General features: G+C 60.5%; 24 protein-coding genes. 5 read left to right on the plus strand and 19 right to left on the minus strand.

Going from position 1 to position 24,193, the window contains the following annotated elements:
* Nucleotides 1-296: 296 nt before the first annotated feature.
* The 3 genes from FTO60_RS07470 to FTO60_RS17660 all read right to left on the minus strand — a co-directional run bounded on the left by FTO60_RS07470 (nt 297) and on the right by FTO60_RS17660 (nt 2,732).
* On the minus strand, nt 297-1,316 hold the full coding sequence (locus FTO60_RS07470; protein WP_148055370.1) for a GSU2403 family nucleotidyltransferase fold protein: 1,020 nt from the start codon (nt 1,314-1,316) through the stop codon (nt 297-299).
* A 190-nt stretch (nt 1,317-1,506) separates the two neighbouring features.
* Complete coding sequence (locus FTO60_RS07475; RefSeq protein WP_148055371.1) at nt 1,507-2,568, minus strand: calcium-binding protein; 1,062 nt, start codon at nt 2,566-2,568, stop codon at nt 1,507-1,509.
* On the minus strand, nt 2,511-2,732 hold the full coding sequence (locus FTO60_RS17660; RefSeq protein ID WP_172623838.1) for a hypothetical protein: 222 nt from the start codon (nt 2,730-2,732) through the stop codon (nt 2,511-2,513). Before FTO60_RS17660 ends, FTO60_RS07475 begins: the two co-directional genes overlap by 58 nt.
* A 223-nt stretch (nt 2,733-2,955) precedes the next feature.
* On the opposite strand from FTO60_RS17660, the gene FTO60_RS07480 reads away from it, so the two are divergent.
* The gene (locus FTO60_RS07480) at nt 2,956-3,729 is read left to right on the plus strand and encodes a 3-hydroxybutyrate dehydrogenase (protein ID WP_148055372.1); all 774 of its coding nucleotides are present in this window, start codon (nt 2,956-2,958) and stop codon (nt 3,727-3,729) included.
* On the plus strand, nt 3,726-4,757 hold the full coding sequence (locus FTO60_RS07485) for a patatin-like phospholipase family protein (RefSeq protein ID WP_148055373.1): 1,032 nt from the start codon (nt 3,726-3,728) through the stop codon (nt 4,755-4,757). The genes FTO60_RS07480 and FTO60_RS07485 overlap by 4 nt, the downstream gene beginning before the upstream one ends.
* Here the strand turns inward: FTO60_RS07485 and FTO60_RS07490 are convergent.
* The 5 genes from FTO60_RS07490 to FTO60_RS07510 form a co-directional block, all read right to left on the minus strand.
* Complete coding sequence (locus tag FTO60_RS07490; RefSeq protein ID WP_148055374.1) at nt 4,754-5,356, minus strand: LysE/ArgO family amino acid transporter; 603 nt, start codon at nt 5,354-5,356, stop codon at nt 4,754-4,756. The two genes, FTO60_RS07485 and FTO60_RS07490, sit on opposite strands and share 4 nt — an antisense overlap.
* Before the next feature lie 3 nt (nt 5,357-5,359).
* Nucleotides 5,360-6,085, minus strand: coding sequence for a DUF502 domain-containing protein (locus tag FTO60_RS07495; protein ID WP_148055375.1), 726 nt, complete (start codon nt 6,083-6,085; stop codon nt 5,360-5,362).
* 81 nt (nt 6,086-6,166) lie between these two features.
* A complete protein-coding gene (locus FTO60_RS07500; RefSeq protein ID WP_148055376.1) occupies nt 6,167-7,075 on the minus strand; it encodes a pseudouridine-5'-phosphate glycosidase in 909 nt (302 codons plus the stop codon).
* Complete coding sequence (locus FTO60_RS07505; protein ID WP_148055377.1) at nt 7,072-7,965, minus strand: PfkB family carbohydrate kinase; 894 nt, start codon at nt 7,963-7,965, stop codon at nt 7,072-7,074. Before FTO60_RS07505 ends, FTO60_RS07500 begins: the two co-directional genes overlap by 4 nt.
* Nucleotides 7,966-8,081: 116 nt before the next feature.
* Nucleotides 8,082-8,882: a DUF4198 domain-containing protein gene (locus FTO60_RS07510; protein WP_148055378.1), complete on the minus strand. Its 801-nt coding sequence runs from the start codon at nt 8,880-8,882 to the stop codon at nt 8,082-8,084.
* A 46-nt stretch (nt 8,883-8,928) separates the two neighbouring features.
* Between FTO60_RS07510 and FTO60_RS07515 the strand changes: the two genes are divergently transcribed.
* Nucleotides 8,929-10,221 carry a HupE/UreJ family protein gene (locus FTO60_RS07515; protein ID WP_254696922.1) on the plus strand — a complete coding sequence of 431 codons (1,293 nt, stop codon included), beginning with the start codon at nt 8,929-8,931 and terminating at the stop codon, nt 10,219-10,221.
* Here the strand turns inward: FTO60_RS07515 and FTO60_RS07520 are convergent.
* Entirely contained in the window at nt 10,218-10,724 is a 507-nt protein-coding gene (locus tag FTO60_RS07520) for a hypothetical protein (protein ID WP_148055380.1), read from the minus strand. The genes FTO60_RS07515 and FTO60_RS07520 overlap by 4 nt on opposite strands.
* A gap of 285 nt (nt 10,725-11,009) precedes the next feature.
* On the opposite strand from FTO60_RS07520, the gene rpsB reads away from it, so the two are divergent.
* Complete coding sequence (gene rpsB / locus FTO60_RS07525; RefSeq protein ID WP_148055381.1) at nt 11,010-11,834, plus strand: 30S ribosomal protein S2; 825 nt, start codon at nt 11,010-11,012, stop codon at nt 11,832-11,834.
* 75 nt (nt 11,835-11,909) lie between these two features.
* Nucleotides 11,910-12,785: a translation elongation factor Ts gene (gene tsf, locus FTO60_RS07530; RefSeq protein ID WP_148055382.1), complete on the plus strand. Its 876-nt coding sequence runs from the start codon at nt 11,910-11,912 to the stop codon at nt 12,783-12,785.
* A 58-nt stretch (nt 12,786-12,843) separates the two neighbouring features.
* Here the strand turns inward: tsf and FTO60_RS07535 are convergent, their stop codons facing one another.
* The 10 genes from FTO60_RS07535 to FTO60_RS07580 all read right to left on the minus strand — a co-directional run bounded on the left by FTO60_RS07535 (nt 12,844) and on the right by FTO60_RS07580 (nt 24,104).
* Entirely contained in the window at nt 12,844-14,292 is a 1,449-nt protein-coding gene (locus FTO60_RS07535) for a tetratricopeptide repeat protein (RefSeq protein WP_172623839.1), read from the minus strand.
* Nucleotides 14,293-14,679: 387 nt separating this feature from the next.
* Complete coding sequence (locus FTO60_RS07540; protein ID WP_148055384.1) at nt 14,680-15,426, minus strand: LuxR family transcriptional regulator; 747 nt, start codon at nt 15,424-15,426, stop codon at nt 14,680-14,682.
* 189 nt (nt 15,427-15,615) lie between these two features.
* Entirely contained in the window at nt 15,616-16,803 is a 1,188-nt protein-coding gene (locus FTO60_RS07545) for a M24 family metallopeptidase (protein ID WP_148055385.1), read from the minus strand.
* Nucleotides 16,804-16,871: 68 nt separating this feature from the next.
* On the minus strand, nt 16,872-17,555 hold the full coding sequence (phoB, locus tag FTO60_RS07550; RefSeq protein WP_148055386.1) for a phosphate regulon transcriptional regulator PhoB: 684 nt from the start codon (nt 17,553-17,555) through the stop codon (nt 16,872-16,874).
* Nucleotides 17,556-18,272, minus strand: coding sequence for a phosphate signaling complex protein PhoU (gene phoU, locus FTO60_RS07555; protein ID WP_148055387.1), 717 nt, complete (start codon nt 18,270-18,272; stop codon nt 17,556-17,558). It abuts the gene before it with no gap.
* A gap of 10 nt (nt 18,273-18,282) precedes the next feature.
* Complete coding sequence (gene pstB, locus FTO60_RS07560) at nt 18,283-19,080, minus strand: phosphate ABC transporter ATP-binding protein PstB (protein ID WP_148055388.1); 798 nt, start codon at nt 19,078-19,080, stop codon at nt 18,283-18,285.
* Between the two features lie 10 nt (nt 19,081-19,090).
* Nucleotides 19,091-20,410, minus strand: coding sequence for a phosphate ABC transporter permease PstA (pstA, locus tag FTO60_RS07565; RefSeq protein ID WP_148055389.1), 1,320 nt, complete (start codon nt 20,408-20,410; stop codon nt 19,091-19,093).
* Nucleotides 20,407-21,882 carry a phosphate ABC transporter permease subunit PstC gene (pstC, locus tag FTO60_RS07570; protein WP_148055390.1) on the minus strand — a complete coding sequence of 492 codons (1,476 nt, stop codon included), beginning with the start codon at nt 21,880-21,882 and terminating at the stop codon, nt 20,407-20,409. Before pstC ends, pstA begins: the two co-directional genes overlap by 4 nt.
* Before the next feature lie 60 nt (nt 21,883-21,942).
* Nucleotides 21,943-22,968, minus strand: coding sequence for a substrate-binding domain-containing protein (locus tag FTO60_RS07575; protein WP_148055391.1), 1,026 nt, complete (start codon nt 22,966-22,968; stop codon nt 21,943-21,945).
* Nucleotides 22,969-23,114: 146 nt separating this feature from the next.
* Nucleotides 23,115-24,104 (minus strand): ATP-binding protein, encoded by a 990-nt coding sequence (locus FTO60_RS07580; protein WP_254696924.1) that lies wholly within the window; start codon nt 24,102-24,104, stop codon nt 23,115-23,117.
* Between the last annotated feature and the right edge of the window lie 89 nt (nt 24,105-24,193).

A 24,193-nucleotide genomic window follows, 5' to 3' on the forward strand; every position in this document is an offset into this window, starting at 1 on the left:
CAAAGCGCAATGGTTGCCGCAGCGACAAAACGGCGGGATATCCGGCGTAATGTGACGAAAAACTCTGTGGTCATTTTGGAGACAATCCCTTTGATCCCTGTGCCTGTTGGCGCAGAGCCTAAACAGGGTTCCAAGTGTTTTCAAACTTTTAGCTTGGACACACGCGACAGATTGCTTATAAAGAGGGCACTGCTCGATAGGTTTCTTGCCTGTATGAAACCTGCCTCAATAACTTAACGCCAGCCTTGTGCTGGCGTTTTTTTCTTTTTGGGGTGTCGGAAACCGTGTTGGCCCGATCAGTTTGCACAGTCCTCGAGAATGTCGCGCACAGTCGGCATCCGGTCCAGGGATCGGCCAATTCGCTCTTTCCACTTCGGGCCGCGTTCCAGTGCATCCTGATAGGCCTGCCAAACATCTGCTGGCCGGTCCTCGGCCATGCTTTCGATCAACCATGCGGCCTGCTGACGGTCCTTGAATGCCTTGTCTGACTCGGTGTCATCGCGCCTGCGGTCGGCTACAATCAACTTGTGGATCGCGTAACGCTCGGGGCGCGGTATCTGCACCAGGACGCCCTCGCGGTATAATGCGGCTGCATAGATGGGGTCGGCGATCAGATAATTCAGGTGATGCAGCGCCCGTGCACTCACGCCAAGCGCAGGCAGGGCCTTGATACCCTCGTCTTCCTCGAAAGACGGGGTGAGAAACTCAACCAACGTGCCAGACTTTGCCTGCCGCCAGCGCCAAACGCTGTTGCGGTCAATAGACTCGATGGGATCAAATTTCAGGGCGGTGAAGGTTTCGGCCAGTGGGGGTTGAACTCTGTCTTCCAACACAAGCGAAAGACGCTCGAATTGGGCGATGTCGATGTCGCCTGTATTCTCCGCGCCATCACCGGGCAGGGTCACGCCAAGCTCTCCCTCCATCAAGCGAAAGGCGTGGGTGCCGGCGAGCGTGCCACCCAGTCGGAACGTCCCGACCTTGGCCATGTTGAACAGCAGGCTACCGGTCTCTCGATCAGCCGGGGTGAGCCCCTCGGCGCGAAGCAGGCGCACCAGTCGTGCCCGCTCTTTGCGGCGATCCGGCGCATGTTCTTGCAGAGCACGTATACGCTCGATGCGCTGGCGCGTGTCACTGTTGTCGGGGCCGATATACCACCACTTCACGTCGGAACCGATGCGCTCGGTGGTGTACCAGTGCTGCTTGCCTCCGACTTGCTTGCTTGTGACAGATCCTCGCAGATCGGCCACCATATCGTCTTTCAGCAGGCGCAAGAGGTCACTATAGGCCGACCGCGCTACGCTTCTCAGTTCTACCATCTGGTTTCCTCACATGCTGATTACTATACATTAAGGTTTCATGTTCAGTAACGCAACTACTATACAGGAATAAATTATGTATAGTAGTGACGGAAGTGCGTCATCAGTCCTGCCAGATCGCCCGGCACAGAAACCCAAAGCCCTCGCCGGTGCGGGCAGGGGCTTTGGGTCGTGTTGCTTTGGTGCGGTGTCAGTAGGTTTCGTAAGGCGTATCCCCGGCGGCAAAGAAGTTGTCCGCGGTCAGATCCGTCAGGGCGGTGTTGTTGAGGGTGATGCTGTGGGTTCCGGCGTCATTGGTCCAGATCACGTCCTGTCCCGCTTGCACGGCGCCGGCGAGAAAGCTGGCCAACTGGTCTTGTGGGGTTGTGGCAACGGCGTATTGGATGATCAGCACTTCGTCGACCGGATCGAAATCCTTGATCAGCGTGTCACCTGACGCACCGGAATTTGCGAAATAGAACACATCGGCGTCCGCCCCACCGGACAGAGTATTGCTGCCCTCACCACCCACCATAAAGGTATCGCGCCCCGCACCACCCAACGCTGTGTCATTGCCAGAGCCTGTGTAGATCAGATCGCCGTCGTCGCCGCCATACATCCGGTCATTGCCGCTGCCACCGATGATCGTGTCATTGCCAGCATCGCCAAACAGCACATCATCGCCGGTGGTCAGTCCGGCGGCGTCATCCCCGACGACCCAGTCGGCACCGACACCACCCTTGAGCATGTCATTCCCGTCACCGCCATGAAGCCCGTCATCGCCGCCGTCGCCCAAAAGGCGATCATCACCGGCATTACCATAGATCACATCGCGGCCAGCACCGCCGCGCAGTTTGTCATCGCCACCGGGCGCGCCGGGGATTTCGGTCGTGCTGTAGCCATCGCTATCGCCAGAAATCCAATCATCACCCGCCCCGCCAAGGATCAGATCATTGCCAGTGCCGCCATAGGCCGAGTCATCCCCGCCAGAGGCAAAGAAGCGGTCATCGCCCGCGTTGCCCCAAAGCCGGTCATTGTCGTGCTTGGCATAAAGCCGGTCATTGCCGCTGCCGCCATAAAGATTGGCATTGCCGATGCCGCCATAAAGCAGATCATCGCCACCCGCGCCGAACAATTCGCCGCTATAGGTGCCCATCGCCAGCGTGTCGGCTTGATCGCTTCCGGTGAAACCGGTGGTGTCGCCCTGCCAGACCTTCAGGGGTGGTGTGCCTGCGGCATCCCAAAAGGCAAAGAACTGATCGGGCGTGACCATCCGGGGTAGTCGGCGTTCAGTGATGCAACATCCGTGACAGGCAAGCCACGCATCACCGCCTTTGTGAGATCTTGGGTCCAGGTCCAAAGCGTGATCCAGTTGACCGTGCCGCCATCGGGAAAGCCGTCGACGCCATAGGTCAGGTTCACGCCCTTGACGATCACACAACGAACTCGCCAAAGGCGTTGTAATCGCCGAACATAAAGGTGGTTTCGCTGGATTTGATAACTGTATTGGGCATGAGTCTGGCTCTCTCAAGTTTTTGATCAACTCACGGCAGTGTTATTTCGGGGCCATTCTGAGGCGCGGGGGCGGCCTTGTGGCGGCTGGCACAACGGTTATGCTGCACGGCAGCACAGATCACCGCACCACCAAGGGAAGCGACAGATGACACTTTCAGGAAAAACCGCGATCATTACGGGCAGCAATTCGGGCATTGGCCTAGGCATCGCGTGGGAGATGGCGCGGGCGGGGGCGGATGTCGTCCTCAACTCGTTCACCGAAAGCGACGAAGATCACGCGCTGGCCGCCACAATCGCCAAGGACACCGGCGTAACCGCGCGCTACATCAAGGCGGACATGTCCAAAGGGGATGAATGCCGCGCCCTGATCACGCAGGCGGGCAAATGCGATATCCTGATCAATAACGCAGGCATCCAGCATGTCGCCGCGATTGACGAATTTCCGAGCGGAAAATGGGATGCGATCATCGCGATCAACCTGAGTTCCGCCTTTCACACCACCGCCGCCGCCCTGCCGCTGATGCGCAAGGCCGGTTGGGGGCGGGTGATCAATATCGCCAGCGCGCACGGGTTGACGGCCTCGCCCTATAAATCCGCCTATGTCGCGGCGAAACACGGAATTGTCGGCATGTCGAAAACTGTCGCACTGGAAACTGCGCAGGAACCGATCACCTGCAATGCGATCTGTCCGGGCTATGTTCTGACACCGCTGGTGGAATCCCAGATCCCCGACACGATGAAGGAATACGACATGTCGCGCGAGGATGTGATCAAGAACGTCATGCTGACGCGCCAACCCTCCAAGGAATTCGCCACCGTCGAACAATTGGGTGGCACAGCCGTGTTCCTGTGTTCAGACGCCGCAGCCCAGATCACCGGCACGACGATCAGCGTCGATGGCGGCTGGACCGCGCTGTGAAACGGATCAATCTTGGTCTGCAGGGCGGCGGCGCGCATGGGGCGTTCACCTGGGGCGTGCTGGACCGGGTCCTGCAGGATGACCGGATCGAGATCGCGGCGATTTCGGGCACCTCGGCGGGGGCGCTGAATGGCGCCGCCCTCAAGGCCGGCATGATCGAAAACGGGCGGGACGGCGCGCGCGCCAACCTTGACTGGCTCTGGAAACAGGTCGGGGCGATTTCAGCACCGGGATTCACCGATTGGGTGGCTGCATTTGGCCCCGCCACCCCCTTTATGGCCCAGGCGCTGGCCTATTCGCCCGCCTACGCCGCCTTTGACGCCGCGTCGCGGATGTTTTCGCCCTATGTCTTTGGCGCGGTGTTTGCCAACCCGCTGGAACGGATCGTGGAACAATTCCACTATGACGCGGTCTGTGATCAAGACGGACCCGAGCTGCACATCTGCGCCACCAATGTGCGCAGCGGCAAGATTCGCGTCTTTGCGGGGCACGAGATTTCCGCGAATGCCATCTTGGCTTCGGCCTGTCTGCCGACCCTGTTTCGCGCCGTCGAATTTGACGATCCCGCCACCGGCAAATCCGAGGCGTTCTGGGACGGCGGCTATACCGGCAATCCGGCCCTGTTTCCGCTGTTCGCGCGCCATTTGCCCGACGATATCCTGGTGGTGAACATCAACCCGCTGGTGCGCGACACGGTGCCGACCGATCCGCAAACGATCCAGAACCGGATCAACGAAATCAGTTTTAATTCATCGCTTTTGCGCGAATTGCGCGCGATTGAATTCGTGCAGCGCCTGATTGCCGACGGCAAGGTCGAACAGGGCCAGATGAAGCGCGTGCTGGTGCATATGATTGCCGATGACTTATTGATGAACGATCTGAACGTGGCAACCAAGACGCTGGCGACACCGGTGGTGCTGGCGCGGCTCAAGGCGGCGGGGCAGGCGGCGGCGGATGCGTTTCTGGCGTCTCACTTTGATGATCTGAACGAACGTGAAACCATCGATCTGCGGGCCATGTTCAGCTAGGTCACAAGTTTCAGCGCCAGCGCCCACATCACCACACCGATAAGCAGGTCAAGCACCTGCCATGCCCGCGCCGATTGCATGACCGGCGCCAGCAGTCGCGCGCCGTAACCCAGCGAAAAGAAGAACACGAAACTGGATGTGACCGCACCGATCCCAAAGGCGGTCTTGGCAGCCACCCCTTCGAAATCCGTGGATACCGCGCCGATCAGCCCAAGCGTGTCCAGATAGACATGCGGGTTGAGCCAGGTAAACGCCGCCGCCGTGGCCAAGGTTGCCCCAAGAGAGGCGGAAGTGCCTGCCAGTGTCAGCGCATATTCCCCCACCCAGGCCGCCCAAAGCCGCAAAGCGCCGTAGACAAACAAAAAGGCCGCGCCGCTATAGGCCATGAAAACCGGCAGGGCGGGAAACTGCGCCACGATCACCCCAAATCCGATGACGCCCGCCGCGATCAGCAGCGCATCCGAGGCGGCACAAAACAGGCACAGCCAGAACACATGCCGGCGCAGCAAACCCTGACGCAAGACGAATGCGTTTTGCGCACCAATCGCGAGGATCAGCGCAAAGCCGGTCGTGAAACCAATCAGGGCAGGGGTAAACACGCGCTATAAGACCGCAGGCGGCGTGGTTGGATCCTTGCCGTTGGGATAGACAAGACCGGCCGAAATCACCAGTTTCGCGGCGTCTTCCACGGTCATGTCCAGCTCGATCACCTCGTCGCGGGGCAGGAACAGCAAGAACCCCGACGTCGGGTTCGGCGTGGTCGGCAAAAACACGGTTACGATTTCCTTGTCGCCGTGGATCTTGGTCCTGATCTCGCCCTTGGCGTTGATGCTGATAAAGGCGATCGCCCAGATGCCCTTGCGCGGGTATTCGATCAGGCAGGCCTTATCAAAGGATGTATCGCGCTGGGAAAATACGGTTTCGGCAATCTGTTTCACACCGCTGTAGATCGAGCGTACGACCGGCATGCGTTCCACGATCCCTTCGCCCCAGCGCAGGAAGGATCGCCCGATCAGCCCCTTGCCCAGCCAGCCGACAAAGACCGTGAAGGTCAGAAATACGAACACGCCGATCCCGCGCACGTTGACGCTGATGCGCTCGGCCTCGGGGCCGCGGATCATCTGGTTGACCCAGTTCACCAGTTCTTCGGGCTGATAGCCGCGCGGCACAAACGGCCAGACCCATGAATCGATCCAGCCGACAACCGTCCAGATCAGCCAAAGCGTCAGACCAATCGGCGCAATGATGATCAAACCGGCCAGAAAGTTGCCGCGAATGCGCGCGATCAGGCCACGGCGGTGCGGCTCGGGTGGGGTATTCGTCGTCATGTCACGTTTTCCGTGTTGCTTGACCTACGATTTATGTGTTGCACGGGCCAGCCACAAGCGAGCAGTTGCATTTGCTGGGCTTTACGGGTCGATCCTGACCATTTCACAGGCGATTTCAGCCGCCAGACGCGCATTATTGCGCACAAGCGCGATATTTGCTCTTAGTGATGCGCCATTGGTCAGCTCAAACAGCCGCCCCAACAGGAACGGCGTGACGGATTTCGCGGCGATACCCTGCGCCGCGGCCTCGGCCAGGGCCTGATCAATCAGGGGGGCAAGGGTTGCGGCGGGGATCTGATCGCCCGCAGGGATCGGATTGGCGATCAACTGACCACCGGGCAGGCCCATCTGCCCGCGCAACAGATGCGCGCGCGCAATATCGGCAGCGCTGTCCATGCGTAAAGGCGCGGCCATCGCGGAAGTGGCTGACCAAAAGGCGGGCAGGCTGTCCTGCCCATAGGCGATCACCGGCACGCCAAGGGTTTCCAGCACCTCATAGGTCTTGGGCAGATCAAGGATGGCCTTGGCCCCGGCGGCCACGACCGTGACAGGGGTTTGCGCCAATTCATGCAGATCAGCGCTGATGTCAAAGCTGGTTTCAGCGCCGCGATGCACACCGCCGATCCCGCCCGTGGCAAAGACATGTATCCCCGCCATCCGCGCCGCGATCATTGTGGCGGCCACGGTTGTCGCGCCTGTGCCACTGCGGGCGATACAGGCGGCAAAGTCCGCGCGTGACAGCTTGGCCACATCCTGCGCCTGTCCCAGGGACTCCAGCATGTCGTCCTCAAGCCCGATGTGCAAAACCCCCTTGATCACGGCGATGGTGGCGGGCGTGGCCCCACCCGCGCGAATATCGCCTTCGACCAGACGGGCGGTCTCGACGTTTTGCGGATAGGGCATCCCGTGGGTGATGATCGTGCTTTCAAGGGCGACGATCGGCGCGCCTGCGGCCTTGGCGGCGGCCACTTCGGGGGCATAGTGGATCATCGCGGGGTCTCTCCTGATACATAGGTGGCGGCGGCGCGCAGGGCGCGGGCAAGGGCGGTTTCGCGGTCCACACCGGCGCTTTCGGCAGCGATATGGGCGGCCATGAAGGTGTCGCCCGCGCCGGTCACGCGGGTCACCAGAACCTCGGGCGGGGTCAGGGTGATGATGCTGTCGCCGACCCCTTCAGAGGCGGATTTGCTTCCATCGGTGACCAGCACGCGGTGGCTGCCTTGGGCGATCAATCCGACGGCGGCCTCGGCCGAGGATTGAAAGACGGTGTTGCACAGCAATCCGGCTTCTTCCAGATTCACATAAAGCGTGGCCGAAGGATGATGGCGCAGCGCCATCAGCCGCTTTGCCTTGCCCGGTGAGGCAGGCGCGACCCGCAGATCGGCGGCCGTGAACAGCGGCGAGGCGGCGATGTCGTGCAGCAGCTCTTCGGTCAGGTTGCCATCAAGTGCCACGGGGCCGTTGAACGGATGCGCCGCATCGCCAAGGCGTCCATCCGACAGGGGCCGCAGAATCTTCGCGCCCGCCTGTTCCAGTGAATGGGCGTCGGCAATCGCGGCGATCAACCCGTTCGCGCCTTCAACGGCCATATAGACATCGGTAGGCAGATCGTCGCTGCGGTAAAGGTAGCTGGTGATCAGTTCCATGCGGTCGGCCTCGGCGACCAGTTCATCGCCTTCGGGGTCGCGTCCGACAGCGGAAATCAGGGCAGGGCGCATGCCGAATTGCACCAGTGTCATGGCGATGTTCATGGCCACGCCGCCTGGCAGACGGGTGATGCGGCCGGGCACATCGCTGCCCGCACGCATGTGGCTGGACGCACGCCCGATCACATCCCAAAGGACCGATCCGATGCACAGGATGTCAGGTTGGTTTGTCATGTCGGGTTTGTGGCGCGCGTATCGACGGGCGTCAACGCACAAGCTACGAAAGAAACCGCGATACGGTGATTACCATGATCAGGGGCAGTTCCCGTCCGCGTTTCCCCTTTTTGCACTTAGTCAGGCACACCAAACGTCAAATTCGCCCATAGCGTCTCCCAGACGGCTTCGGTTCCGCTGGCCAGTTCGGCGCTTGGCTCGCGCAGCAGCACCGCATCCAGCATATAGGAATGACCCGCGATCACCGGCACCACGGCAATGCCGTCGCTGTCGGTGCGCGTGGTGGTGATGACGACCGTATCGTCGGGGGCCTTGTCAAAGATTTCGAGCTGCGTGTCGGCGCGCACATCGTCGCCGTAAAACACCTGCACCCGCATGCCATCGGTCAGATCGTCGGTATAGGGGTTGGTGAGGGCGACGATTTCGGTCTCGAGCCCGGTGCGCAGATCGCGACCGACACCATCCCCGACATTGATCAAGGTCTTGGCAAAGCGGCCATAGGCCTCGCGGAAACCGGCGTCGGGCAGGGCGCGGGCATCGTGACGGCTGCGCACATCGCCGAAATCCTTGTGATCGACGAAGCGCTGGAAGCTTTCCCAATCGTCATAGGTGACGGTGGCGATGCTGGATTGATAGATCACCACATTCAGCCCTGCCGACAGGGCGGGCGCATTCAGCGCAGGCGTTGACCCAAGCCGCCCCTCGACATCGGCGCGGCGAATGCCAGCGTAGTGTTCGAAACGCACAAAGCGTTGCGGCAGATAGGATAACTTCGCCCCCTCAAAGTATTGACCGTTGACAATCTCGGCCTCAAGCCTACCGTCTGCGGCGACCTGATAGGCCAGCGGTTCAAGCCAGAATTCATGGGCTGCCAAAGGGGTAGCAAGAACCGAGAAAGCAAGAACGAGTGCGCGCATGATCATTTCCTTTTCCAATATGACAAAGGTGTCCCTTGCGGCGGTGATGTCAACAGCGGTCGCACTTTGGCTGGCGCTGGCCTCGGTGGTATCCGCCCATGAGGTCCTGCCCGCGATCGGTGATCTGACGGTCTCGGACGGGGTCGTGACCCTGTCGATCAGCGCCAATCTGGAAAGCTTTGTTGCCGCCATTGATCTGGACGGGCTTGATGACACGGGCGCCGCCCCCCAGGCCGAAGCCTATGACGATCTGCGCGCCCTGTCGCCTGACGAGATGGCCGCGCGGTTCACCGCCTTTTGGCCGCAAATGGCTGCCGGGATCACCATGCAGGCGGATGGTGTCGATCTGCCGCTGACGCTGGTCAGCGTGAGCGTGCCCGAAGTGGCCGATGTCGCGGTTGTGCGCGCCTCGACATTTGTGATCACCGCAGACCTGCCACCGGGGGCGCAATTCCTGACCGTGGGTTGGGAACCACGCTTTGGCGTGCTGGTGGTGCGCCAGATGGGGGTCGAAGCCCCCTATGACGGCTATCTCAGCGGCGGGGCCCTGTCTGACCCGATCAATATCGCGGGCGGCGATCAGGCCAGCGGCTGGCAGACGTTTGTCGATTATATCCCGGTTGGATTTGACCATATCGTGCCCAAGGGGCTGGACCATATCCTGTTCGTTCTGGGGCTGTTTTTCCTGGCGGCACGGATCCGCCCGCTGATCTGGCAGGTCAGCGCCTTTACACTGGCGCATACGATCACGCTGGCGCTGGCCGCGCTTGGCTATGTCAACGTGCCGGCCGCGATTGTCGAACCGCTGATCGCCGCCTCGATCGTCTATGTCGCGGTTGAAAACATCTTTGCCAAGGGGCTGAACCCGTGGCGACCGCTGGTTGTCTTTGGCTTTGGCCTGTTGCACGGGCTGGGTTTTGCCAGCGTATTGGCCGAATTTGGCCTGCCCGACTATGCCTTTGTCCCGGCCTTGGTCGGCTTTAACATCGGGGTCGAGGTCGGGCAGCTTTTCGTGATCGGGGTGATGTTCATCTGTGTCGTGCAGGCGATCCGCGTGGATCGGGGCCGCAACGAAGTGATGCAGGCCACGGTGCTGTATTCCGTTTTGCTGCTGGCCACACTGGTGCTGAGTTTCCTGTCGTGGCCACGGCTGACGCAGACCCTTGAAATGTCGCCACTGGTGTTCTTTGTCCCGCTGGCGGCGATCTTTTTCCTGTGTCTCCTGTCGGTGTCGTTTCGCGACCAGTTGCACGCCTACCGCCGGATTGTCGCGATACCCGCCTCGGTGGCGATTGCGATTGTCGGCGGTTTTTGGTTTGTCGAACGGGTATTTTTCTAGGGGCGCGCAACCCCGCGCAGGGTCTGCAGATAGGCCATGACCCGGGGCTGGATATCGCCTGCCAGCACAGTGTGCAGCCAGTCGGTGGTCAGCGGCCCATCGGGGGTCAACGCGGCGCGCAGGGCGGCGCATCCGGCCGGGTCAGGCAGGGGCAGCTTGGCCGCTTCCTCAAGCAATACCAGCAGGTTATGCACCCGCAAGGCATCCTGAAACGCATTGAACATCGGCGCCACCAAACTGGGATCATCTTGCCACGAGCGCCCGCCAAACATCTCTTGCGTGACCCGTTGGCCCGCCCCAAAGCAGGTGAAGGCCACACAGCCGCCAAAGCCCGCATCCGCCAGCCCCGCATGGATCGTGCAGCGCGCATCGGCGGACAGATGGGGGCAGGGCGCGGCGGCAGGTTTGTCGATGGCAAACTGCGCCCCGCTGTCAAAGGGCAGTGCGGCACAGCACAGGGCGGCGCAACTGGCGCAATCTTGGGTCAGGTCGACGTTGGTCATGCGCGCGGTATAGCAGGGCAGCCCCGCGCGACAAGGGATGCCCCGATAGCCGCAGGGGCAGGGGCAACATCGGCCCGCGGGCTGGCGATCATCCTCGCATTTCACGGGCAAACCCCGCCAAACAAAGCCCTTGCGCGCCCGGCACACCCGTTCTATACGGCGCGCACTTAATCCCGCAGGCGGGGGCGGGTGTGTTGGGGAGAAATCCCAAGGCATCCACCGGTTGTCCCGGACTTGATCCGCGATGATACCCCCGCTGAGGCTAAACCGGAAAGGAATACGGACATGGCTCTTCCCGAGTTCTCCATGCGTCAGCTTCTTGAAGCAGGCGTTCACTTTGGTCACCAGAAGCAACGCTGGAACCCAAAGATGCAGCAATACATTTATGGTGCGCGCAACGGCATCCACATCATGGACCTGACACAGACGGTTCCGATGCTGGATCAGGCGCTGAACGTGATCCGCGACACCGTGGCCAAGGGTGGCCGCATCCTGTTCGTTGGCACCAAGCGTCAGGCACAGGCCCCGATCAAGGATGCCGCCGAAAAATCCGCGCAGTTCTACATGAACCACCGCTGGCTGGGTGGCACGCTGACCAACTGGCAGACCGTGTCGAAATCGATCCAGCGCCTCAAGGCAATCGATGAAGCCTCGGAACGTGGCTTTGAAGGTCTGACCAAGAAAGAACGCCTTGGCATGGAACGCGAGCAGGGCAAATTGGAAGCCTCGCTTGGCGGGATCCGCGAAATGGGCGGCACGCCCGACCTGATCTTTATCATCGACGTGAACAAGGAAGACCTTGCCATCGCCGAGGCCAAAAAGCTGGGCATTCCGGTTGTGGCCGTGGTGGATACCAACTGTTCGCCCGACGGCATCGACTATGTGATCCCCGGCAACGATGACGCGGCCCGCGCCATCGCGCTTTACACCGATCTGGCCGCGCGCGCAGCCCTTGACGGGATGTCTGCACAGCTTGGCGCTGCCGGTGTCGACATGGGCGAGATGGAACAGATGGTCGAAGAAACTGTGGCAGAACCGGCACCCGCTGCTGAAGAAGCCGCAGCACCGGAAACCGCAGCACCGGAAACCGAAGACGCCGCAGCCAAATAAGCCGCGCCTTCAGGCATTTTCATCGGGCAGGGGACCAACCTGCCCGATCCCTCATCAATTCCAAGGAGACCAAAGATGGCAATCACTGCTGCAATGGTTAAAGAACTGCGCGACAGCACGGGCGCAGGCATGATGGACGCCAAAAAGGCGTTGACCGAAACTGATGGCGACATCGACGCCGCCGTTGACTGGCTGCGCACCAAGGGTCTGGCCAAGGCCGCCAAGAAATCCGGCCGCACCGCTGCAGAAGGTCTGGTCGCGGTTGCCGTCGAGGGTGGCAAGGGCGTTGCCGTTGAAGTGAACTCGGAAACCGACTTTGTCGGCAAGAACGCCGATTTCCAGGCGATGGTCGCCAGCATCGCCAATGTCGCCAAATCAGTGACGACCACCGAAGAATTGCTGGCCGCCGATCTGGGCGGCAAGACGGTCGCCGACGTGGTCACCGCCAAGGTCGCCACCATCGGTGAAAACATGTCGGTGCGCCGCATGGCCACCGTGTCGGGCAAGACTGTCGTGTCCTACGTCCACAACGCCGCCACCGAAGGCATGGGCAAGATCGGCGTGCTGGTCGCGCTGGACGGTGACAACGATGCATTCGGCAAAATGGTCGCCATGCACATCGCCGCCGCCAACCCCGCCTCCCTGAGCGAAGCCGACCTTGACCCCGAGCTGGTGGAAAAGGAAAAGCAGGTTCAGATCGAGATTGCCCGCGAAAGCGGCAAGCCCGAAGCCGTGATCGAAAAGATGATCGTTGGCCGGATGAAAAAGTTTCTGTCCGAAGTGACGCTGCTGGGGCAGGCCTATGTGGTGAACCCCGACCAGACGGTCGAGGAAGCCGCAAAGGAAGCGGGCGTTTCCATCACCGGTTTCGTGCGTCTTGAAGTCGGCGAAGGCATTGAAAAGAAAGAAGAAGATTTCGCCGCCGAAGTGGCGAAAACTCTCAAGGGGTAAACCCCTCAAGACCTGACAATGACGAACGGCCCGCTGCGATGTTGCGGGCCGTTTTGATTTACGGCTGCGCGGGTTCGACAACCTCCATCGCCTGAGAAAACGCATATTGGTCGCCCATGGTAAAGATGCTGGCGACCCAGGTATTCAAAGCCGGTTCAACCCAGTAGCTGGCGTCATAACGCAAGGCGTTTGTCTTGCCCAAAATCGTGATCTCGCCATCCAGTGAAAAGCTGACGCGATAGGTTTCAAAAACGCCCATCGGCACTTGAATGGCCTCGGTCGAAATGGCAATTGTCCAATCAAAGAACCCCATATCAACCGTTTCGACCCCGAACGTGCATCCCATCATGAATGCAGGGACACCGCCGCCATCGACGCATTCAATCTGCAATATGGCGCGGCCATTTGCCTGATTTCCCGCCTCTAATGGCCAAACATCCGCGGGGCGCGCCCCGTTCGTCCAGACAGGGCGCATAACCGGTGTTTCCGGCCCCAAGGGTTGCAGGTCCAGTTGAAACAGGCCGCGAAACACGCCCTGTGGCGGGGGCGCCAAGGGGCTGTCCTCACTTTCATGTTCGATCATGCGGCGTGGTTGCAATCGTTCGGGATCATCCCCCGAGAACGACAGCCGATAGATCGTCGCTGTATCGGGGCGCGGATAGGACTCGCCCCCAAAGAAATTGATCATCTCTTCAATTGCCTTTTGGGTCTCTTCGCGGTCGTCCACCGGCGCGAGCACCTGCAAATAGCGGATTTCGCGATCAACAGTCGGTGGCTGCCATGCCAAAGGCCGCAACGTCGGGGCAGGGCGTTCGCCCATATAGTCGATAAGCCAGTCGCGCATCGATAATTGGTTCGGGTTCAGCGTGTAGGCAATTCTGGCGTGATAGGCCGCGCGGTTCGGGAGGCTGGCAACGTCATACTCCAGAAAAGCGGCACCCTGTGCGGCTTGCGACAAAGGGCGTATCCGTGCGGCTTGCGCAAATGCGGCACCGGCGTCCGCGCGGCGTTCCATTCGCCCGAGCGTCTTGCCAAGCTCGAACTGCGACCAGAAATAGTTTGAATTCAATGCGATGGCCGTTTCGAGGGCCGTCAAAGCGCCGGGCGCATCCCGCATACGATTGCGGGAAACACCAATGCGGTAATGATACCAATCCTCGGCTGGGTCGAGGGCGACAAGACGGTCCAGATCCTGCACAGCATCAGCGTTTTGATCTATTGAATTGAATGCGACCGAGCGCCGTTCCAGCGCATATATGTAATCAGGCCGCAGCGCCAAGGCTTCGCTAAGTGGGGCGATCGCCTCTGCGCCGCGATCCGCATCAAGCAGTGCCGCACCCAGTGCCGCCAAGGCTTCGGGCCGGTCTGTCGCCTTTTCCACGGCCGCTTCGCAGGCCGTAATCCGGTCATCAGAAGCAAGGGTCGTATCGCCACAACGGGCCGCATCATCGGCCCATGCAGCCGTGGCCATGAGGTAAATCATTGAAGATAATAGATATAATTTCATGCCATATAGGGTAGCATGAAATTCGCATTTTCGGCAATTCCGCGCCGCGCTGTGATCATAAGGGGAATTTGGAGCGGCACCACATCGGGAGAACGCGGTGCCGCTCCAAACTGTGCTACATCCAGGGATAAGGATTGGCAGCACGTGCACGAGGGCTGACCGGGACGGGTCAGGAAAACCCCGCCCGGTCAGTTTAGTGTTGCGGGTGAAGAGCCCTGAAATCACAAGGGTTTCACCCGCTGTTCCCGGCCTTAGGCCACCACTCACGGAACATGATTATATTTGCATCTGACGTAGGGGAAAGACAGTCAGGAATTCCCTACCTCTGCGACATATTCTTTCGTGTGACGCCAGGGGAATAATTACAAAGCTTCGTCACCGCCGGGTTCAGTCAATGTCGATGATGAACATCTGATTGTAGAACGCGGCCTTGAGAACGGCCTGCGCCGTGGTTTCCACGTCCAGCGCCTCACGCGCCAGGCGCAGGTGTTTTTCCACCGTTGCGGGTGTCAGTTCAAGCAGGACCGCGATGTCCTGGGTGGTTTTGCCATCACCAACCCATTGCAATACCTCGCGCTGGCGGCTCGTCAGCTTGCGCGAGGCATGGGGCAGGGTCAGCAGCTTGAGGTGAAACACATTGCAGATCACTGCAATTTCCGTGCCGTGCCGCACCCAGACCTGTTCCACGGCGTCCTGCGTCATGCCTTCCTTGGCGGTGATCGCCATCGCGGCCTTGGCGCGCTGCGACACGGACCGGAAACTCATCGTATAGCCCGCCGTCACACCCATCTTGATGTTGAACTGCGCCACGCGTTCTTCGTCGGCTGTCAGATTTCCCGGCGTCGCCATCCAGCGCCAACTGCAGGCACCATCGTTCTCCAGCGCCCAGCGCAGCATCGGCGCATGCCAATACAGACCCTGGTCGATAAAGACGTTCATGTAGTCGTCGCCGTGGTTCGTCATGATCACCCAATCCTGCGGATCGCCGAGTGAATTTGACGTCACGTAGCGGCTAAAGCCATAGATCAACCGATCAAACCCATAGGTCGCCATCTTTTCGGTGTGCAGTGCCCAAAGGTCTTCGACGTTTTGCGCATTGGTCAGCGCATCGAGGTGATCGACAAAAGCGGTCATAACTGGTCCCATCCAAGGTAACGTAAGGGGAACCTAACATTAAATCGGGTGCGGGCAAATTGTAATACGGCGGGGTCTCGTGGTGTTCATTATTTAACATAATACTGATTATGCGTATTTATCTATCCAAAAAATACCCGCGAACAGTCTTGTCAAAACTCTGCCCTACCATGGCGTTACAGGCCGTTCCTAAGATTTCACCACAAGTCCCGCTGGTGTCTTGCATAGCCGTTCATGCCCTGTCGCGGTGATCAGGATTGGTTCTGTGATCTCGATCCCGCCATCATCAAGCCAAAGTGCGGGCATGAAATGGAACGTCATCCCGTCCTGCATCACCGATGTATCGCCGCTGCGGAATGACATCGTCCGCTCGCCCCAGTCTGGTGGATAGCTGATGCCGATGGCGTAACCACAGCGGCTGTCCTTTTCAAAGCCGTGTTTGGCCAGCGTGGTATTGAAGGCGCGCGCGACGTCCTGACACTGGTTTCCGGGCTTTGCCTGGTCCAGCGCGGCCTCGGTCGCATCAGCCACGGCCTTTTCCGCATCAAGGTATTTCTGCGGCGGCGTCCCAAGGAACAATGTGCGTGATTGCGGGCATTGATAGCGGCGATGCGCGCCCGCGATCTCGAAAAAGGTCGCCTCGCCCGTGCGCATGGGCGTGTCATCCCATGTCAAATGCGGCGCGGTCGCGTCCAATCCTGACGGTGCCATCGGCACGATCGCCGGGTAATCGCCCCAATGGCCACCTGCGCCGCTGATGCCCTGATGATAGATTTCCGCGACCAGTTTGTTTTTCGGCAGACCCGGTTCGGCAATTTCGACGATCCGGGCGTGCATGGCCGTGACGATCTCCGCCGCGCGGCGCATATAGGTGATTTCAGTCGGACTTTTGATCGCGCGCTGCCAGTTCACAAGCCCGGTTGTGTCGCTGAACTGCGCCTTCGCGCAATGCTTCAACAGCGTCCCATAAGCTGCTGCGCTAAAGTAATAATTATCCATTTCAACACCTATGGTGCCGGTGTCCCAACCCATACCGGCCAGTCGCCGCGACAGATCCTCCATTGGGTGTTTGTCGGGGTTTTGCACATAGGTATCGTCATAGCCGTGCACGCAGTCTTCGGGCATGTAAACCGTGCGCAGGGCACCGGCGCCGTCCATCGCACGGCCCCACCACAGTGGGTCGCCCTCCATCCCCAAAATCACCGCCTGATGCACATAGAACGACCAGCCGTCATAACCGGTCAGCCAGGCCATGTTCGACGGGTCGGACACAATGATCGTGTCAACACCTGCCCTGTCCATCGCGGCGCGGGTCTTGGCGATGCGGGCGTAATACTCATCGTCCAGAAAGGACGGGCTCGTGCGGGTGCTTGGCATGGTGTGACGTTCCCTGTTCTTGGGAAAGGTTGGCGCAAGCGGCGCGCCAAATCCAGCCAGAAAGCGCCCTACCCCAGCGCGTAACCGGCACCACGCACGGTGCGTAGCGGATCGCCGCCACCATTGGCGGTCAGAACCTTGCGCAAACGTCCCACGTGCACGTCCACAGTGCGCGTATCCACATAGATGTCGCGGCCCCAAACCAGATCGAGCAGTTGGTCGCGGCTATACACCCGCCCCGGCTTTTCCATCAGGGTGGCAAGCAAGCGAAATTCGGTGGGGCCAAGCTTGAGGACATGATCGCCGCGGGTCACACGGTGGGTCTCGCCGTCCAGTGTGATGTCGTCAAACGTCAACACCTGGCCCGCCGCCGTGGGACGCACGCGGCGCAGTTGCGCGCGCACCCGGGCCATCAATTCGGTGACGCTATAGGGTTTGACCACATAGTCATCGGCACCGGTTTCAAGGCCGCGCACCTTGTCGCCTTCTTCCGAACGGGCCGAAAGCATGATCACCGCGACATCGCGCGTGCCCGAACGCGCCTTGATCTGGCGGCAGACCTCGATCCCCGACACATGCGGCAACATCCAGTCCAGCACGATCACATCGGGCCGGTCTTCGGCGATGCGGTCAAGCGCGCGCTCGCCGTCTTCGGCCAGGCTGACACGAAACCCTGCGGATTCAAGGTTGTAGCGCAGCACTTCACGCTGCGCCGCCTCGTCTTCGACAATCAGGATATGGGGCCGGGACACCTAGACACCTTCGTCGTCAATCAGCGTGACCGAGGTATTGTCACCCTTGGGGCGGGCTTCCTCGGGCATGACGCCGGTTTCCAGATAGATCACCTGCTCGGCCATATTCGTCACCAGATCGCCCATACGTTCGACGTTCTTGGCGATGAAATGCAAGTGCATGCAAGCCGTGATATTGCGCGGATCTTCCATCATGAAGGTCAGGAATTCGCGAAACAGCGCGTTATACATCTGGTCCACGTCCTGATCATGCTGGCGCACGGATTCGGCCAGGTCCGCATCGCCGCGCAGATAGGCATCAAGCGTATCATTCAGCATCCCGCGCACTTCGCGCGCCATCCGGCGCAAGGAGGACTCGGTCCCGTCCACGGCGCGCATTTCGGCCAGCACGGCGGTGCGTTTGGCCATGTTTTTCGCATAATCCCCGACCCGTTCAAGGCTGCCGGCCAGCTTCATCGTTACCAGCAGCACACGCAGATCTTTGGATACTGGCGCGCGCAGGGCGATGACGCGGGCGGCGGCCTCGTTGATCTGTTCTTCAAGGTCGTCAATCACCTTGTCCCCTGCCCGCACCTTTTCGGCCAGTGCGACATCGTGGGTTTCAAGGCTTTGCGCGCCGTCGAGAATGGCCGCTTCGACAAGGCCGCCCATCTTCATGATCAGCGCCTGGATTTCCTCGAGGTCACGGTCGTAGGCAGAGGCGATATGTTGGGTCATGGCGGTGCTCCTAACCGATCCGGCCGGAAATATAGCTTTCCGTGCGGGGGTCTTCGGGATTGGTGAAAATCTTGTCGGTCGGGCCGTATTCCACAAGACTGCCCAGGTGGAAAAAGGCGGTGCGCTGGCTGACGCGGGCGGCCTGCTGCATCGAGTGGGTGACGATCACGACGCAGTATTGCGTGCGCAATTCGTCGATCAGTTCCTCGACCTGCGCGGTGGCGATGGGATCAAGGGCAGAACACGGTTCGTCCATCAGCAGGACTTCGGGTTCGGTCGCGACAGCGCGGGCGATGCACAGGCGTTGCTGTTGCCCGCCCGAAAGGCCGGTGCCGGGGGCGTGCAGGCGGTCCTTGACCTCGTCCCAGATCGCGCCGCGGCGCAGGGCGCGTTCCACGATATCATCCATGTCCGACTTGCCGCGGGCCAGCCCGTGGATCCGGGGGCCATAGGCCACATTGTCATAGATGGATTTCGGAAAGGGGTTGGGTTTCTGGAACACCATCCCGACCTTGGCGCGCAGCTGCACCGGATCCACCCGCTTGTCGTAGATGTCTTCATCATCGATGCGGATGTCGCCAGTCACGCGGCAGATATCAATCGTGTCGTTCATCCGGTTCAGGCAGCGCAGAAAGGTGGATTTGCCGCAGCCCGATGGCCCGATAAAGGCCGTGACGGTCTTGTCGGCGATTTCAACATCCACCGCCGTGATCGCGTGGGTGTCGCCATAATGGACATCGACGCCCCTGGCTGAGATTTTCGTATCGGTCATGGCATCGGCCTTATTTATCAATCGCATATCGTTCATTTGCTTGCCCCTACCATCGGCGTTCAAAGCGGCGACGCAGCAGGATCGCGATGATGTTCATCACCATCAGGAACACCAGCAGGATGATGATCCCGCCCCATGCGCGTTCATAATAGGCCGGATCGGCCCGTTTCGCCCATTCATAAATCTGCGCGGGCATGGCCGAATTGGGCGACAGAAACCCCTCGGCCAGCCCGTCGGGCGTATTGGTTGCGATATAGCCGACCATGCCGATCAACAGCAGTGGCGCGGTTTCCCCCAGCGCCTGTGCAAGGCCCAGGATCGTGCCGGTCAAAATCCCGGGCATCGCCAGCGGCAAAACATGATGGAACACCGACTGCATCTTCGAGGCCCCGACCCCAAGGGCCGCATCGCGGATGCTGGGCGGCACCGATTTCAGCGAGGCGCGCGTGGAAATGATGATCGTCGGCAGGGTCATCAGCGTCAGCACCAGCCCGCCGACCAGCGGGGCCGATTGCGGCAGGTGCATGAACTGGATGAAGACAGCCAAACCAAGAATACCAAACACAATAGAGGGCACAGCGGCGAGGTTGGAAATATTCACCTCGATAAAGTCGGTAAAGCGGTTGGTGGGTGCGAATTCTTCCAAATAGATCGAGGCCGCCACGCCGATGGGCAGCGACAGCAGCAGCACCACCAGCATCATGAACAGCGATCCCAGCATCGACACGCCAAGGCCCGCCTGTTCGGGACGGGATTCGGATGCATCGGCGCCAAAGATGAACGCCGCATTGAACGATGTCTCGATCACTCCCGCATCCTGCAACGCATCGACAACGTCCAGATGTTCAGGTGCAAGGTTGCGATCGCGCGCCAGGCTTTCGCGGCTCACCCGGTCCTTGAAATAGCCGTCCACGCGCGAAGCTGCGAGCAGGCGAAATTCGACCGTGTCGCCAATCCGGTCAGGGTTTTCCAGCACGAAGTCGCGGATCTGCGCCGCGGCACTGGCCGAGACCATTTGCAGCATGGCCTGCGGGGGCAAAGGTGTTTCAACCCCTGTTTCGTTGACGGCCCGCTCCAGCGCCATGCCGATCAGCGGCGCATAGCCGAAAGTGGAAACCTTGGCGATCACTTCGGGGTCGCCGGTGCCGTCCTTGTCCAGAATATCGGCGCGCAGTTCCACCGGCAGCGTGATGAACGTCTGCTTGAAGGCACCCGTGCCGTTGCTGATGATCGCCGTCAGCAGGGCAATCAGAAACAGCAGGCCCACGGCCAGCGCGGCGATCCCATAGGCCTTGAAACGGGTCTCTGCGGCGTTGCGTTTACGGGTGCGCGCATCAATGGTCAGAAGCGAGGTATTCACGGTCATTCATATTGCTCCCGATACTTGCGCACGATCCACAGCGCAAAGATGTTCAGCCCCAGCGTGATCACGAACAGGGTCATGCCCAGCGAAAACGCCACCAGGGCTTCGGGGGATGAAAAATCCGCATCCCCCGTCAGTTGGCTGACAATCTTGGCGGTCACCGTGGTCATCGCATCAAACGGGTTCATCGACAGGCGCGCCGCCGCCCCTGCCCCCAGAACGACAATCATCGTTTCGCCAATCGCGCGCGAGGTGGCCAGCAGGATTGCGCCCGCGATGCCGGGCAAGGCAGCGGGCAGAACCACCTGGCGGATAGTTTCCGATTTCGTCGCCCCAAGCCCGAGCGACCCATCGCGCATGGCTTGGGGCACCGCGTTGATGATGTCATCCGACAGCGAAGACACAAACGGGATCAACATGATCCCCATGACCAGACCGGCCGTCATCACCGCCGTGCCGCCCTGCATCCACGACACGCCCAATGCGCCGCCTGCGCCAAAGGCCGCAACCAGTAGCGGTCCGACTGTGAGCAGCGCGAACAGCCCGTAAACGATGGTCGGAATCCCCGCCAGAACCTCAAGCATCGGTTTGGCAAAGGCGCGCACCTTGGGGCCCGCGTATTCGGACAGATAAATCGCGGCAAACAGCCCGATAGGCACGGCGACCAGCAGCGCGATCAGCGAAATATAGAGTGTGCCCCAAAGCAACGGCAGAATGCCAAGCGACGACCCGCCGCCAAAGCTGGGCGACCAAACGGTGCCGAAAAAGAACTCGGCCGCGGGGTAAAGACGGAAAAATTCCACGGTGTTGAAGATCAGTGCAAAGACGATGCCAACCGTGGTCAGGATCGCAAGCGAGGCGGCCGCGACCAGCACGCCGCGCAGGGCCGTTTCAACGCTGTTGCGTGCGCGGTAGTCGCGGCTGGTGTTGCGCAGCGCCCAAAGCCCGCCCAGCACGGCCACAGCGATGACCACGATCATGCGCCACAGCGACCAGCGCGCGTTTTGGCTGCGGTATTCCAGCGCCGCCGACAGGGTCGCGGCTGACACATCCGTGCCAAGGGCCACACCCTCGCCTGCAAGGGTCGTGCGCAGGTCGGTTGTTGTGACATCCAGCGCCGACACCGCGCCCGCGGCTATCGTTCCGGTTGCGACAAGCCGGTCCAACCCGTCGGCCACGCGGCGCACATCGCTCATCAGCAGGCCCAATTCGCCCGAACCGGCGCTGGCGGCGTCAGTGACCATCAAGGGCGCGACCGCGCGGTTGATCATCACTGGCTGGGCTATCAGCCAGACCAGCAGCACCAGAATGGCGGGGCCAGCGGCCCAGATCGCGGCGTTCCAGCCGTAATAACTTGGCAGGGAATGAAGGTTGCGGATGTTGCCATCCGCCGATGCCAGCGCCCGCCCCCGGCCCAGCACGAAACAGATCGCCGCAAGGGCAAGGACAATCAGGGCGATCCAGAAGGCGTGCATTTGTATTCCAGTTCTGGCAGCGAATATGCGGGCGGCGCAATGCCGCCCGCATTCAAAGGCTTAGTTGCCCATCGTTTGTTCAGCTTCGATCATAGCCTGCGTTTCTGCAAGGGCCGGATCGGATACCAGACCATATTGCGCCAGCGGCCCCCAGGCCCCGGCGATTTCGTCAGAGACGAAGAACGCCGCATATTCCTTGAGGCCGGGAATGACGCCGATATGCGCCGCCTTGATGTAGAAATACAGCGGGCGTGATACCGGGTATTCACCGGTCGAGATGCTGTCCACGGTGGGTTCGACGCCCGCCATCGTGGCAACCTGCAGCTTGTCGGTGTTGTTTTCATAAAACGCCAGACCAAACACGCCGATCCCGTTGGGGTTTGCGCTGATGCGGGCCAGCGTTTCGGTGTAATCCCCGTCGATGTCCACGGACAGACCATCGGTGCGCACGGCGATGCAGGCATCCTCGGCGTCATCCTCGGACATGCCGCCCGCGATCATGGCGTCAAACGCGCCGGTTTCCTCGCAGCCCACGGCCAGCACTTTTTCTTCGAACACTTCGCGGGTGCCGTGTTTGGTGCCGGGAATAAAGGCCGTGATCTCTTGGGCGGGGAAATCAGGGTTCACTTCGTTCCACATGGTATAGGGGTTTTCGACCACGGCACCATCGATCAGGACCATCGGTGACAGGGCGCGGAACCAATCGCTTTGGCTAAATTCGAATGCCGCACCGTTGATATCCGAGGCAAAGACGATCCCGTCATAGCCGATCCGCACTTCGATGATGTCGGTTACGCCGTTTTCGGCACAGGCGACGATTTCCTTTTCGCGGATCGCGCGCGAGGCATTGGCAATGTCGATCTGGTTTTCACCGACGCCTTCGCAGAACCGCGCAAGGCCAGCGGACGATCCACCCGATTCAACGACCGGTGTGGGGAAATCAAAGTTTTCGCCAAAGGCTTCGGCCACGATCGAGGCATAGGGCAGCACGGTCGATGATCCAGCGATCTGGACATACTCGCGGGCAGAGGCGGCGCCAGCCGTAACGATTGCAAGTGTAGAGACGGTGATTTTCGCGAATGACATATGGGCAACTCCTGTTTGTCAGTCCTGGTCATCGCGTGATGACCTTGCGCACCTGCTAGGCCCCGCACAAAACGCTTTTGTGACGTTTATGTAAAAGTTTCATGACACGGCGCGTGCGGTGCGAAAATAAATCGCGCAGGCCGCGATCAGACCGGCAAAATTGCTGTAAAAACGCTGCCCTGCCCGACCTCGCTGGCGATCAGCAACCGCCCGCGATGCCGGTTCAGGATGTGTTTCACAATCGCCAGCCCCAGCCCCGTGCCACCGACATCGCGCGCGCGATGGGAATCGACGCGGTAAAACCGTTCGGTCAGGCGGGCAATGTGGTGCGAGTCGATCCCCGCGCCGTCATCACGCACCTCCAAACGCACGCCCATACCGCGCAAGCGCGCCTCGGTGGCGGGGGAATGCAGGGTGACGTCAACCTGCGCGCCGCCATATTTCAGCGCGTTCTCGATCAGGTTGACCAGCACCTGGCGCAACTGGTCGGCGTCCCCCTGCACCGAGATGTCGTCATCAGGGGCCGTAAAGGCCAGCGTGCTGCCCTGCGCGTGAGGCGCCATTTCCGCAACGGTGCGGCGGCACAAATCGGTCAGGTCCACACGGCCCAGCGGGCGGTCGCGTTCACTGTCTTCAACACGGGCCAGCGACAGCAGATCATCCACCAGCCGTTGCAGGCGTCCGGCCTCTTGTTGCATCATCCCAAGAAAGCGGTCGCGCGCGCCAACATCGTCCCGGGCGGGGCCACGCAGGGTTTCGATAAAGCCCGAAATCGCGGTCAGGGGCGTGCGCATCTCGTGACTGACATTGGCCACGAAATCGCGCCGCATCTGACCTGCGGCCTCTAGCGCGGTGGTATCCTCGAAGCTCAGGACCACCTGGGAGCCGGCGCGCGCCACATGAACGCGAAAGGTGGTGTCTGCCCCGTGGCTGTTGCCAAGGTAGCGGGTCGTGCGGGCATCGCCATCGCGCTGCACCCCCTCGATTGCATCCAGCAGTGCCGGCTGGCGCAGCGCCGTGATGTAATGCAGGCCCGTGCAATCCGTCCCCAGCATCGCCTGTGCCGGGTGATTCATCGCTGCGATACGGTCACCTTCGTTGATAACGATAACAGGCAGAACGAAGGCGTTAATCATTTGTAAAGGATTCATGGCCCACAACTTGGATGAAACAGGGTTGCATTACTACGCATTTACAGGGTCCATACGGCAAGTGTCTCTTTTTG

It is taken from the genome of Octadecabacter sp. SW4, from assembly GCF_008065155.1.
Classification (GTDB): Bacteria; Pseudomonadota; Alphaproteobacteria; order Rhodobacterales; family Rhodobacteraceae; genus SW4.